Source organism: Pseudomonas sp. LBUM1649 (assembly GCF_059716155.1).
The window spans coordinates 4,767,320-4,779,894 of the sequence record NZ_CP166807.1; the positions used below are offsets into that span (position 1 = coordinate 4,767,320).

A 12,575-nucleotide genomic window follows, 5' to 3' on the forward strand; every position below is an offset into this window, starting at 1 on the left:
CATGCCTATTTCATCGCTACGTTCTTTCCTGCGCCTGTCACTGGTCGGCCTGCTGGCCTGCCTGCTGACACCCCTGGCCAGCGCCGAAGAGGCCAAGCGCCTGCGCATCGGCATCACCCTGCACCCGTATTACAGCTACGTGGCCAACATTGTCGGCGACAAAGCCGAAGTGGTGCCGCTGATTCCGGCCGGCTTCAACCCCCACGCCTACGAGCCACGGGCCGAGGACATCAAGCGCATCGGCGGGCTCGACGTGATCGTGCTCAACGGCGTCGGCCATGACGACTTCGCCGACCGCATGATCGCTGCCAGTGAAACGCCGAACGTGCCGGTGATCGAGGCCAACGAAAACGTGCCGCTGCTGGCCGCCACCGGCGTCGCCGCGCGTGGCGCGGGCAAAGTGGTCAACCCGCACACCTTCCTGTCGATCAGCGCCTCGATTGCCCAGGTCAACAATATCGCCCGTGAACTGGGAAAACTCGATCCGGCCAACGCCAAGACCTACACCGAGAACGCCCGTGCCTACAGCAAGCGCCTGCGCAAGATGCGCGCCGACGCCCTGGCCAAATTGACCGAGGCGCCGAACGCCGAATTGCGCGTGGCCACGGTTCACGCTGCCTACGATTACCTGCTGCGCGAATTCGGCCTGGAAGTGACAGCGGTGGTCGAACCGGCCCACGGCATCGAACCCAGCCCGAGCCAGCTGAAAAAAACCATCGACCAACTGCGCGAGCTGGACGTCAAAGTGATCTTCTCGGAGATGGATTTCCCTTCCACTTACGTCGACACCATCCAGCGCGAATCCGGGGTGAAGCTGTACCCGCTGTCGCATATCTCCTACGGCGAATACACCGCCGACAAGTACGAAAAGGAAATGACCGGCAACCTCAACACCGTGGTGCGGGCGATTCAGGAGTCTGGGGCATGACATCGAAAGAAACCATCCTGGCCGATGCAGAATCCCCTGTGGGAGCGAGCCTGCTCGCGAAGGCGTCCAGTCAGGCGACATCATCATTGAATGACACACCGCAATCGCGAGCAGGCTCACTCCCACAGGTTTCGGGGCCGACCCTGGGTTTTGCTCATGTCAGCCTGACCCTCGGTCGCACGACGATCCTCGACAATGTCACTTTTCAAGTCCGCCCCGGCAGCGTGCATGCGCTGGTCGGCCCCAACGGTGGCGGCAAAAGTTCGCTGATCAAGACCCTGCTCGGGCAGATGCCGCACCAGGGCCGCTTGAGCCTGCAATGGCCGGGCGAACCGGGAACGATCGGTTACGTGCCCCAGGCGCTGGAATTCGATCGCGGCTTGCCGATGACCGTCGACGATTTCATGGCCGCGATGTGCCAGCGGCGCCCGGCGTTCCTCGGCTTGAGCAAGCACTACGCGAAGGCGGTTGGCGAGGCGCTGGAACGGGTCGGCATGCAGGACAAGCGCAAGCGCCGCATGGGCGCGCTGTCGGGCGGCGAGCGCCAGCGGGTCTTGTTGGCGCAAGGGCTGATTCCGGCGCCGCAATTGCTGGTACTCGACGAACCGATGTCGGCCCTCGATGAAGCCGGAATCCGAGTGTTCGAACGCTTGCTGGGCGACTGGCGCGCAGCGGGCATCACCGTGCTGTGGATCGAGCACGATCTTGAAGCGGTCGCACGCCTGGCCGATCACGTCACCGGGCTGAACCGCCGAGTGCTGTTCGACGCCACACCGCAACAGGCGTTGACCCCTGATCGCCTGCTGACCTTGTTTTCGACCCATCCACGGAGCGCTGCCTGATGAGTTACGAAGCCTTTCGTTTGATGGTCCAGGGCTGGGCCTCGTCGGGTTATCTGCCTGAGGCGCTGGCCTATGGGTTTGTGGTCAACGCCTTGCTCGCCGGCCTGTTGATCGGCCCGGTGCTGGGCGGTTTGGGCACCTTGGTGGTGGTCAAGCGCTTCGCGTTTTTCTCCGAAGCGGTGGGTCACGCGGCGCTGACCGGCGTGGCCATCGGCATCCTTTTGGGCGAACCCTACACCGGGCCCTACGGCAGCCTGTTCGGCTACTGCCTGCTGTTCGGCATTTTGCTCAACTACTTGCGCAACCGCACGGGTCTGGCGCCGGATACGTTGATCGGTGTGTTTCTGTCGGTGTCGTTGGCGCTGGGTGCCAGCCTGCTGCTGATCCTGGCGGGCAAGATCAACGTACACATCCTCGAAAACGTGCTGTTTGGCTCAGTGCTGACGGTCAACGGCAATGACCTGCTGGTGTTGGCCATCGTCGGCTCACTGGTCATGGCCCTGGCCTTGCCGCTCTACAACCGCATCATGCTCGCCAGCTTCAACCCGCAATTGGCGGCGGTGCGCGGGGTGGCGGTGAGGTCCCTGGATTATCTGTTCGTGATTCTGGTGACGCTGATCACCGTCGCCGCCGTGAAAGTCATCGGCGCCATCCTGGTCGGTGCGCTGCTGGTGATACCGGCCGCGGCGGCGCGCCTGCTCAGCCAGTCACTGAAGGGCTTCTTCTGGTGCTCGGTGCTGATCGCCACGGTGAGCACGCTGTGCGGGATTCTCGCGCCGATTGTCTTTGACCTGCCGATCCCGTCTGGTGCCGCGATCATCCTGGTAGCCGGTATCGCCTTCGCATTGGCCGCCATCGCGCGCGGCGTCGTCCCCAGCCTCAAAGGGAACCTTGGATAAATGTCATTTGCTCTGCGACAACTGACCCTGGCGCTCGCCCTGTGCGGGCTGGCCACGACATCCTTCGGCGCCGACAGCAGCAAACCGCTGCGGGTGCTGGCGTCACTGCCAATCACCTACGGTCTGGGCGAAGTGCTGCTCAAAGGCACCGATGTCAGCCTTGAGCGCGCGGCGCCAGCCAACCTGCCCGGCAGTCGCCAGACCGCCTACTTCACCGGTCGTGGTGCACCGGCGCTGGCCAAACTGGCGACGGACGCCGATGCGGTGATCGGCTTGCGCTCGCTGTGGCCGGACGATCCGCTGTACCCGATCTCCCGACGCAGCAATATCCGCATCGTCGAAGTCGACGCGGCCCGACCGATGGATGGCGCCCTGCCCGGCATTGCCGTGCAGCCGGGCAACAAGGTCGATGGCTTGAACAGTCAGCCCTGGCTGGCCAGCAACAATATGGGACGCATGGCCGACGTGATGGCGGCGGACCTGATACGCCTGGCCCCCACGGCCAAACCTGCGATCGAGGCGAACCTGGCGGCGCTGAAACAGCGTTTGCTCAAACTCAGCGCCGACAGCGAAGCGCGCCTGGCGGCGGCCGATAACCTTAGTATGCTGAGCCTTAGCGATCACTTTGGTTACCTGATCGGTGGGCTCAATTTGGAGCTGGTGGGGCTGGATGCGCGGCCGGATGCCGAATGGACGCCGGAAGCGCTCAAGGCATTGGGCGCGACGCTCAAGGACAATGATGTGGCGGTGGTATTGCATCACCGGCAGCCTTCGGAGGCGGTGAAAGCGGCGATTACTGAGGCCGGGAGTCGGTTGGTGGTGTTGAGCACCGATGCCGAGGATCCGGTAGGTGAGCTGGAGGGGAATGTGGATCTGGTGATCAAGGGGTTTAGCAACGGGCCTTCGGCCTAAGATCAAAAGATCGCAGCCTTCGGCAGCTCCTACAGGGAAAAGATGTGCGTCCTGTAGGAGCTGCCGAAGGCTGCGATCCTTTAAAAACGCCCGCTGACCGTTCCGGTTCAGCGGGCTTTTTTCAGGCGATTGACTCAGTGCGCCACAGCCACCTGCTCGTCCATCTTCTGGCGCAGACTCAGCGGACGCATATCGGTCCAGGTCTCTTCAATGTAGGCCAGGCATTCTTTTTTCAGCCCGCTTTTGCCCACGGTACGCCACCCCTCAGGCACCGCTTTGTAGTCGGGCCAGATCGAGTATTGTTCTTCATGGTTGACCACGACCTGAAAGAGGATGTCCTCACGGTCGAATACTGACGTCATGCTGTCTCTCCATCGCTGTAGGGTGGGCTGTACGCTATATGCAGCCGCTATGTAGAAGGAACGTTCCAGGGCCCGGAAAATTTAGAGGCTGACTGTGGCAGCAGCCAAGGCCCTGCCGAATATCTCGGCCACTCGATCGATTTCTGCGGCGGTGATCACCAGCGGTGGCAGGAAGCGCACCACGGCACCATGGCGGCCACCCAGCTCAAGGATCAAGCCGCGTTTTAGGCATTCGCGCTGCACCAGCGGCGCCAGTCGCGCAAACGCCGGTGGATGACCTAGGGCATCCGGCGCGCCGGTCGGATCTACCAGCTCCACACCGAGCATCAGGCCTCGACCACGAATATCGCCCAGATGCGGGAAATCGCTCTGCAGGATGCGCAGGTGCTCGCTCAGGCGTTCGCCCATGGCGGCGGCATGTTCGCAAACCTTGTGTTCGACCAGGTAACGCATCACGGCGGAACCGGCGGCCATCGCCATTTGATTGCCACGGAAGGTCCCGGCATGGGCGCCCGGCAGCCAGGTGTCGAGCCAGTCGCGATAGACCACCACGGCTAATGGCAAGCTGCCGCCGATGGCCTTGGACATCACCACCACGTCCGGAATGATCCCGGCGTGCTCGAAAGCAAACATCTTGCCGGTGCGGGCAAAACCGCTCTGAATCTCGTCGACGATCAACGCCACGCCGGCTTTTTCGGTAATCCGGCGCAAGCCGCGCAACCAGTCGAGATCGGCCGGAATGACTCCGCCCTCCCCCTGTACCACTTCAACGATCACAGCCGCCGGCAGTTGCACGCCGGCCTCGGGATCGTTCAGCAGGTTTTCCAGGTAGTTGAGGTTGGCCTTCACCCCCTGCGCGCCACCCAGGCCAAACGGGCAACGGAAATCGTAAGGGTATGGCATGAACTGCACGCCGCTACTGAGCAAGGCGCCCAAGGGCCTTTTCGGCCCGAGGCTGCCCATCAGGCTCAGCGCGCCCTGGCTCATGCCGTGGTAGCCGCCCTGGAACGACAGCACGGTACTGCGGCCGGTGGCCGTCCGCACCAGTTTCAGCGCAGCTTCCACCGCATCGGTACCGGTGGGACCGCAGAACTGGATCTTCGCTTCAGCCGCCAAGGCTGGCGGTAACAAGCCGAACAGGTCCTGGACGAACTGATCCTTGACCGGCGTGGTCAGGTCCAGGGTGTGCAGCGGCAGTTCGTCGCTCAGCACGCGCTGGATCGCTTCGATCACCACCGGGTGGTTGTGCCCCAGGGCCAGCGTGCCGGCGCCGGCCAGGCAATCGATGAACGTGCGGCCTTCGACGTCTTCGACATACAGGCCCTTGGCGCGCTTGAGTGCCAGGGGAATACGTCGCGGGTAACTGCGGGCGTTGGACTCCTGCTGTCTTTGACGCGCCAGCAACGGCGATTCGTTGAACTGATAAAGCGTCTCGGCCGGCACCGGAGCAATCCGGGCCGACTGGTCTTCCATAAGCCTGGTAGCGACTGACATCTCTCGACCCCTCAATAAGGTTTTCCTGTTCTGGAAACGCATCAGGAGCCCGAGGATTTAGACCTCAGGCAACGCTTTGTGCATGGGGATGGCATAGAGGCCCGCTACCGCGAACGCTTTGGCGTACGCCTGATAACCCAGGCGCCGGTAAAAGGCCTCGCCGGTGCGGGTGCTGTTGAGTCGTGAATGACGCAGGCCTTGTTCGATCAACCAGCCTTCGAGATCGCGCACCAGCGCCTGCCCGACTCCGCGACGAAACCATTCCGGTAGTACGTAACAGAACGCTACCTTGCCGTTGCTGGCGGCCATGGCGACACCCACGGGCTTGTCCTGTAACAGCGCGATGTTCAGGTACAACCGCCGGTCGGTGAACCAGGGAAGAATGTGTTCGATGGTCTTGTTGTGGGTCCAGTTGGCAACGGTTCGCAGGTTGTTGCGATGGTCGAGCGCGCAACCGACCCGAATGGAGCGCTCGATGATGCGACTGATGATGCCGGCGTCGGCCGGGGTTGCCTTGCAGGTGCGTACGGATGCTTCCATGGTGCGGTCACCTCAATCCATTGAGTATGAGCAACGATAGCCCTGCAAGGTCCGGGCGGCCAATCGAGAGAAGTTACATTTGATGTGCGACAGAGATCCCTGTAGGAGGTTTTGTGGTGTTTTAGACGGGTTGCAACGGCATCGTCAGCTCCACCCGCAATCCATCCGGCCGACTGTCGAAACGCAGGGAGCAGCCGCAGCGCTGGACGATTGCCTGGACAATCGCCAGGCCGAGCCCGCAGCCGTTGCTCTGGCCGTTGCGCCAGAAGCGTTGGGTCAGGTGTTGCAGGTCGTCTTCGGCAATGCCCGGGCCATGGTCGCGTACCACGAACTGCACGCGGTTACCGGTGGTTTGCAGGCTCAGCTCCACCGGCCCGTCGCCCGGTGTATGGCGCAAGGCGTTGTCCAACAGGTTGCGCAGTGCCGCAATCGACAGCACCGCGGGCATTTTCACCGGGGCGTGAGAGACCCTGGTCGGCAGCTGGAGCCTGATGCGTTGACGATCACCACCGGCCGTGTCCTGAATTGCGAGTTTCGCCACCTGCTCGGCATTGCACTGCACGCCATCATCAAATGACAGGCTGCCCTCGACCCGCGCCAGCAACAACAATTGTTCAAGCGTGCGGTGCAGGCGATCGGCACCCTCTTCGGCCCGGGCCAGGGACTGATCCCGGGCCGCGCCTTCGGTCATGCGCGCCACTTGCAGGTGGGTCTTGATCGCGGTCAGCGGGCTGCGCAATTCATGGGCTGCGTCACCGGTCAGTCGACGTTCGCGTTCGATGGTCTTGCCGATGCGCTGGAACAACTGGTTCTGCGTGTCGAGCAACGGTTGCAGTTCGCTGGGCAACGGCTGGACCTGCAAAGGCTCCAAGGAGTCGGGGCTGCGGCGCATCAAGGCGTCGCGCATGCGGTTGAGCGGCGCCAGTCCCTGGCCGATGCCGAGCCAGAGCAGGCACAGGCAACCGAGCAGCGCCACGCCCACCGGCACTGAAGCGGCCAGCAGGATCGACATGTTCAGCGCCTCGCGTTCGATCTGCCGGTCGGCCGTGGTGATCCGCAGGTCGCCACGGGCCAGGGTGAAACTGCGCCACGGCGCGCCGTCGATGATCTGATCGTGGAAACCCATTTTCTCGGCTTCCAGGGTTTGCCCCGGATCGCTGTGGCTGCGGGCGAGGATTTCACCCCGCAGAGAACTGACCTGACACGCCATGCCACCGGGAATATTCAGTTGTTCGGCACTGAAATGGGTGCCCTCGCCCTTGCTCGGCAACGCTGGCAATTGCTCCATGAGCCCGGCGACCATGCGCGCCGACGCCACCAGGCGCTGGTCGAGGGAAAACATCATCTGATTGCGCAAATCGCTGAGCATCCAGGCCGCAGCCAAGGCCCAGATCAGGGCAAAAGCGCCGCCGAGTGTCAGGCTCAGGCGCAAACGCAGGCTCATCACTTTGATTGATCTCCGCCATCGGCCGGCCCCAGGCGATAACCCAGGCCGCGCACGGTCTCGACGATGCCGTTGCCGAGCTTGCGCCGCAGGTGATGGATATGGACGTTGAGGGCATTGCTCTCCAGTTCATCGTTGAAACCGTAGACGCTGTCCTTGAGCTGCTCGGTCGACAGCACCCGGCCGCGGTTATGCAGCAGCGCCTGCAACAGCGACTGCTCGCGGCGCGACAGGTCCACCGACTGGCCGCCAAGGGTGGTTTCGCGACTACTCGGGTCGTAAGTCAGGGCACCGTGCTCGATCAGGTTGACGCTGCGTCCGGCCACCCGCCGCAACAGCGTGTGCAAACGCGCAGCGAGTTCGCGCAGGTCGAACGGCTTGAGCAGATAATCGTCGGCACCGGCCTGCAAGCCGTCGACACGATCGGTTACCGAGTCGCGGGCCGTGAGGATCAGCACCGGCAACTCCAGGCCGTTGTGGCGCAGTTGCTGCAAGAGCTTGAGACCGTCTTCGTCCGGCAGCCCGAGGTCAAGCACCATGACATCGAATTCGGCCACCTTGAGCATCGCCCGGGCCGCCGACGCGGTGGCGACATGTTCTACGGTCAGGCCTTGGGCTGTCAGGCCGGCGACGATGCCGCTGGCAATCAACTCATCGTCTTCGCAAACCAGTACGTGCATGGAAAGCCTCGTGTAAATAAAGCTGATTAGGCCGGTGACCGATTAAGCGGACATTATGCCGCAAGTGCCCCTGCCACAAGGCGGCCAGGGTTAATCATCGGTTAATCGCCACCGCCCATTGTGCAGCCCACTTGCTAAAGGATAAGGCTTTTCCATGCGTCAGCTGATTCTTCTCGTCGCCCTGCTATTCTCCGGCCTGACCCAGGCTGGCAGCAATCCGTTCGAGACAAAACCCGACTTTCTCCCCGTCGACAAAGCGTTCGTTCTCACCTCTGAACGCCTTGAGTCCGGCGAAACCCAGCTGTTCTGGCAGATTGCCGATGGCTATTACCTGTATCAGAAACGGTTGAAGTTCGACGGTTTGCCTGTCGACCAGCATCCAGCGTTGCCGGAGGGCGAAGCCCACAGCGACGAGTTTTTCGGTGAACAGCAGGTCTACCGTCAAGGCCTGGAACTGAAGATCCCTGCGGGCGCCAGCGGTCAGGTCAAGGTCGGTTACCAGGGGTGCGCCGATGCCGGGCTGTGTTATCCACCGCAAACCAGGATTGTGGACCTGGGCAACTCAAATGCCCTGAGTACGGCCAATGAAGCGCCGGACCAGGCCCTGGCCAGCAATCTGCAGCAACGTGCACTGGGTTGGAGCCTGTTGGTGTTCTTCGGTCTGGGCCTGCTGCTGGCGTTCACCCCGTGTTCGCTGCCGATGCTGCCCATTCTGGCTGGATTGATCGTCGGCAGCGGCGCTACGCCGAGGCGCGGCGTAGCCCTGGCCTGCAGTTATGTGGTGAGCATGGCGCTGGTGTACGCGGCGATGGGTGTGTTGGCTGCATCCCTCGGGGCGAACCTGCAAGCCTGGTTGCAAAACCCTTGGCTGCTGGGCAGTTTCGCGACGATTTTCGTGCTGCTGGCGTTGCCGATGTTCGGCTTCTTCGAGCTGCAACTGCCGGTGGCCGTGCGCGATCGACTGGAACACGTCTCACGCAATCAGCGCGGTGGCAGCCTGATCGGCGCTGGCGCGCTGGGCGCGTTGTCCGGTCTGCTGGTCGGCCCGTGCATGACCGCGCCGCTGGCTGGCGCGCTGCTCTATATCGCGCAGAGCGGCAACGCGCTGCACGGTGGGTTGATCCTGTTTGCCATGGGCATCGGCATCGGTGTGCCGTTGTTGCTGCTGGTGACGGTTGGCAATCGCTTCCTGCCCAAGCCTGGCGCCTGGATGAACCTGTTAAAAGGCATCTTCGGCTTCCTGTTCCTCGCCACGGCGTTGCTGATGCTGCGCCCGGTGCTGGATGAATCGCTGTGGGTCGGCTTGTGTGGTGCATTGCTGCTGATCGCGGCTTACAGCGCCTGGAAGCAGTCAGACGGTTTCGGGCGCATCGCTCATCTGTTCGGCGCCACCTCGCTCCTGCTTGGTTTGTGGGGCAGCCTGTTGATGATCGGCGCGGCGGGAGGCAGTGATGATCTGTTCAAGCCGTTGCAGGTCTTCCGCGCTTCCAGCTCGGCCGTCGCCGCCGTGCCGACCGGCCACGACGCCTTTACCACGATCAAGGACCCTGCTTCCCTGCAACGGGAACTCGACGCGGCGCAAGTGCAGGGCCAATGGGTGCTGCTGGACTACTACGCCGACTGGTGCGTGTCGTGCAAGGTCATGGAAAAACAGGTCTTCGGCAAAGCTCATGTCCTGGAAGCCTTGAGCGACGTGCGCTTGCTCCGACTGGACGTCACCGCCGACAATGCCGCCAGCCGCGAACTGCTCGGCCGTTACAAAGTGCCAGGCCCACCGAGCTTGCTGTGGATAGGTGTCGACGGCATCGAGCGGCGCAGCCAGCGCATCACCGGCGAGGTCAATGCCGACACTTTCCTGCAACGCTGGACCACCACCCGAGACGCCCGTTAATGCTGACTTTTACCCTCGGCACCTTTGCCATCGCGCTTAACCATCTGCTGCTGATCAGTGCATTGGTGCTGGCGACGTTCGTCGGCTGGCGGGTGGCCAAACGCGGTGGCGAGAACCCTGAGTCGGTGCTGTTCGGCCTGTTCCTGATCGGCATGCTCGCGGCGCGGATCGGTTTCGTCGCCGTTTACTGGACGCACTATCGCATCGATCCCTGGCAGGTCATCGACCTGCGCGACGGCGGTTTCCTCGCCTGGCCGGGCGTCATCGCGCTGGTGCTCGCCACGCTGTACCGTGGCTGGCGTCGCCCGGGCCTGCGCCGTCCGCTGGGCTTCGGCGTGGCCAGCGGCCTGGCGTTCTGGTTGCTGGCGACCTTCTCGCTGACCATTTTTGAACAGGGCACGCGCCTGCCGGACATCAGCCTGCGCAATTCCGCCGGTGAAACCGTGCAATTGGCGGACTACAAGGGCGGCCCGCTGGTGATCAATCTCTGGGCCACCTGGTGCCCGCCCTGCCGCCGGGAAATGCCGGTGCTGGAACACGCCCAGCAACAGCGCCCTGACCTGACCTTCCTGTTCGTCAATCAGGCCGAAAGCATGCAAAGCGTCAGCACGTTCCTGGAAACCCAGGGCCTGAGCCTGTCCAACGTACTGTTCGACGGCAGCGGTCGCCTGGGTCAGGCCGTCGGCTCCATGGCATTGCCAACTACGCTTTTCTATAGCCCCGACGGTCGCCTGCTGGGCAGTCATCTGGGCGAGCTGTCGCAAGCCAGCCTGGCCCGCGCCCTGGAAAACTTCGATTCCGTACCTGCCACTTCTTCAAGGAAACTGCCATGCCCCGCCTCCGCCATCTGCTGACCCTGAGCCTGGGCGCCGCCCTGTTGCACCTGCCGACGGTGCAGGCCGAAGAGCTGCCCGAGGCGATCAAGAAGATCGAAGCCAAGGGCGCGAAAATCGTCGGTCAATTCGACGCCCCCGACGGCTTGCGCGGTTATGCGGCGCGATACCAGAACCGCGGCATGGCGCTGTACCTGACGCCCGATGGCAAGCACGTTTTGCTGGGCAATCTGTACGACGCGCAAGGCAATGACCTGAGCAGCGCGCCGTTGCAGAAACTGGTGTACGCGCCAATGTCCAAGGAAGTCTGGGGCAAGATGGAAGCGAGCAACTGGATCGCCGATGGCAAGAAAGATGCACCGCGGATCGTCTACATGTTCAGTGACCCGAACTGCCCTTACTGCAGCATGTTCTGGGAACAGGCGCGGCCGTGGGTCAAGGCTGGCAAGGTGCAGCTGCGGCACATCATGGTCGGGATCATTCGTGAGGACAGCCCGGGCAAATCCGCCGCGCTGCTCGCCGCCAAGGATCCGCAAAAGGCCCTGCACGACCACGAAGCCGCTGGCAAGGGCAGTTCGCTCAAGGCCTTGAAGAATGTGCCGCCGGCGATTCAGGCGAAACTCGCGGCCAATATGCAACTGATGGAAGACCTGGAGCTGCAAGCCACTCCGGCGATTTTCTACATGGATGACAAGGGCGAGTTGCAGCAACAGCAAGGGGCGCCGTCGCCGGATAAACTGGCGAAGATTCTTGGGCCTAAGTGACCTCATCGCCGCCATCGCGAGCTGGCTCGCTCCCACAGTGGACTTGTGGCGCTCACAAAACCTGTGGGAGCGAGCCTGCTCGCGATGGCGTCAGTACTAACGACTAATTTCTCTGGGCTAAAAACTCGAGCAGTGCCTCGGTCACGCCCCCCGGGTTTTCCAGATTGGAAATATGCCCCGCCTCCGGCACCAGCACATACGGGCAGCCAATCAACCCGGCCATTTCCTGCGTTTCACTCGGCGGACGTGGCTTGTCCTGATCGCCACACATCAGCAGCGTCGTCGCGGCATTCAACTCGCCCAGGCGCGGCAACAGGTCATCCCGGCCAAAGGTAATCCGCCCCATCGGCACGATGCTTTCGCGCAACCGCTCAGGCGGCAGCGCGGCGAGTTTGGCGCGAAACTCCTGGTACAGCGCCGACTGCGGATCGATGCCCGGACGGAAAAAGATCGGCACCACGATATCCAGCAACTGCGGTGAGATGACGCCGGTTTCTTCAATCATCTTGAACAGCGAAAAGTAGTGCTGCCGGGTCGGTTCCGGCTCTACACCGACGTAGGTGCCCATCAACACCAGCCCGTTGAGCCGTTGTGGTGCCGACAGCGCCAGACGCACACCCCACATGCCCCCCACCGACAGGCCGACCAGGGTCACACGATCGATGTCCAGATGATCGAGCAGCGCCAAAGCCTGGCGGGCGATGTGATCCAGCGACGTTGTACCGGCAGGCAGCGGCCCGGATTCACCGTGGCCCCACAGGTCCAGGGCGATCACCCGGTACTGTTGCGACAACGCGGCAATCTGCGGTGCCCACATGGCCTGGTCCCACAGGTAACTTCCGGCCAGCAGGACCGCCGGGCCGGTGCCTTGATCGATGTAGTGGAGGGGTTGGCCGTCCAGGGTCACGAAGGGCATCGCAGTGGCTCCGTTTGAAAATGAAGCCGGAAGATTGAGCGGCAGACGGTCCGCAGTCAATCACACGATT

At 62.7% G+C, this 12,575-nt stretch carries 13 protein-coding genes; 7 read left to right on the top strand and 6 right to left on the bottom strand.

Features of this window, described 5'->3' with window-relative positions; genetic code table 11:
• Position 1: 1 nt before the first annotated feature.
• The 4 genes from ACA058_RS22025 to ACA058_RS22040 are packed head-to-tail and all read left to right on the top strand — an operon-like array spanning position 2 to position 3,581.
• Positions 2–928 (top strand): metal ABC transporter substrate-binding protein, encoded by a 927-nt coding sequence (locus ACA058_RS22025; RefSeq protein WP_497635883.1) that lies wholly within the window; start codon positions 2–4, stop codon positions 926–928.
• Entirely contained in the window at positions 925–1,770 is an 846-nt protein-coding gene (locus ACA058_RS22030) for a metal ABC transporter ATP-binding protein (protein WP_497635884.1), read from the top strand. Before ACA058_RS22025 ends, ACA058_RS22030 begins: the two co-directional genes overlap by 4 nt.
• Positions 1,770–2,669, top strand: a complete 900-nt coding sequence (locus ACA058_RS22035; protein ID WP_497635885.1) for a metal ABC transporter permease — start codon at positions 1,770–1,772, stop codon at positions 2,667–2,669. The genes ACA058_RS22030 and ACA058_RS22035 overlap by 1 nt, the downstream gene beginning before the upstream one ends.
• Positions 2,670–3,581 carry a metal ABC transporter substrate-binding protein gene (locus ACA058_RS22040; RefSeq protein ID WP_497635886.1) on the top strand — a complete coding sequence of 304 codons (912 nt, stop codon included), beginning with the start codon at positions 2,670–2,672 and terminating at the stop codon, positions 3,579–3,581.
• Positions 3,582–3,715: 134 nt separating this feature from the next.
• Here the strand turns inward: ACA058_RS22040 and ACA058_RS22045 are convergent, their stop codons facing one another.
• The 5 genes from ACA058_RS22045 to ACA058_RS22065 all read right to left on the bottom strand — a co-directional run bounded on the left by ACA058_RS22045 (position 3,716) and on the right by ACA058_RS22065 (position 8,101).
• Positions 3,716–3,943 (bottom strand): MbtH family protein, encoded by a 228-nt coding sequence (locus tag ACA058_RS22045; protein WP_033041979.1) that lies wholly within the window; start codon positions 3,941–3,943, stop codon positions 3,716–3,718.
• Between the two features lie 81 nt (positions 3,944–4,024).
• A complete protein-coding gene (locus tag ACA058_RS22050; protein WP_497635887.1) occupies positions 4,025–5,437 on the bottom strand; it encodes an aspartate aminotransferase family protein in 1,413 nt (470 codons plus the stop codon).
• Between the two features lie 57 nt (positions 5,438–5,494).
• Positions 5,495–5,977, bottom strand: coding sequence for a GNAT family N-acetyltransferase (locus ACA058_RS22055; RefSeq protein ID WP_497635888.1), 483 nt, complete (start codon positions 5,975–5,977; stop codon positions 5,495–5,497).
• A gap of 121 nt (positions 5,978–6,098) precedes the next feature.
• Positions 6,099–7,424 carry an ATP-binding protein gene (locus tag ACA058_RS22060; protein WP_497635889.1) on the bottom strand — a complete coding sequence of 442 codons (1,326 nt, stop codon included), beginning with the start codon at positions 7,422–7,424 and terminating at the stop codon, positions 6,099–6,101.
• Positions 7,421–8,101: a response regulator gene (locus tag ACA058_RS22065; protein WP_497635890.1), complete on the bottom strand. Its 681-nt coding sequence runs from the start codon at positions 8,099–8,101 to the stop codon at positions 7,421–7,423. The genes ACA058_RS22060 and ACA058_RS22065 overlap by 4 nt, the downstream gene beginning before the upstream one ends.
• 154 nt (positions 8,102–8,255) lie before the next feature.
• Here ACA058_RS22065 and dsbD point away from each other — a divergent pair, with 154 nt between their 5' ends.
• The 3 genes from dsbD to dsbG are packed head-to-tail and all read left to right on the top strand — an operon-like array spanning position 8,256 to position 11,589.
• The gene (dsbD, locus tag ACA058_RS22070) at positions 8,256–9,992 is read left to right on the top strand and encodes a protein-disulfide reductase DsbD (protein WP_497635891.1); all 1,737 of its coding nucleotides are present in this window, start codon (positions 8,256–8,258) and stop codon (positions 9,990–9,992) included.
• Positions 9,992–10,846 carry a prolipoprotein diacylglyceryl transferase family protein gene (locus ACA058_RS22075; RefSeq protein WP_497635892.1) on the top strand — a complete coding sequence of 285 codons (855 nt, stop codon included), beginning with the start codon at positions 9,992–9,994 and terminating at the stop codon, positions 10,844–10,846. The genes dsbD and ACA058_RS22075 overlap by 1 nt, the downstream gene beginning before the upstream one ends.
• Positions 10,822–11,589: a thiol:disulfide interchange protein DsbG gene (dsbG, locus tag ACA058_RS22080; RefSeq protein ID WP_497635893.1), complete on the top strand. Its 768-nt coding sequence runs from the start codon at positions 10,822–10,824 to the stop codon at positions 11,587–11,589. The genes ACA058_RS22075 and dsbG overlap by 25 nt, the downstream gene beginning before the upstream one ends.
• A gap of 103 nt (positions 11,590–11,692) precedes the next feature.
• On the opposite strand, the gene ACA058_RS22085 is transcribed toward dsbG, so the two are convergent.
• Positions 11,693–12,505: an alpha/beta fold hydrolase gene (locus tag ACA058_RS22085; RefSeq protein WP_497635894.1), complete on the bottom strand. Its 813-nt coding sequence runs from the start codon at positions 12,503–12,505 to the stop codon at positions 11,693–11,695.
• Between the last annotated feature and the right edge of the window lie 70 nt (positions 12,506–12,575).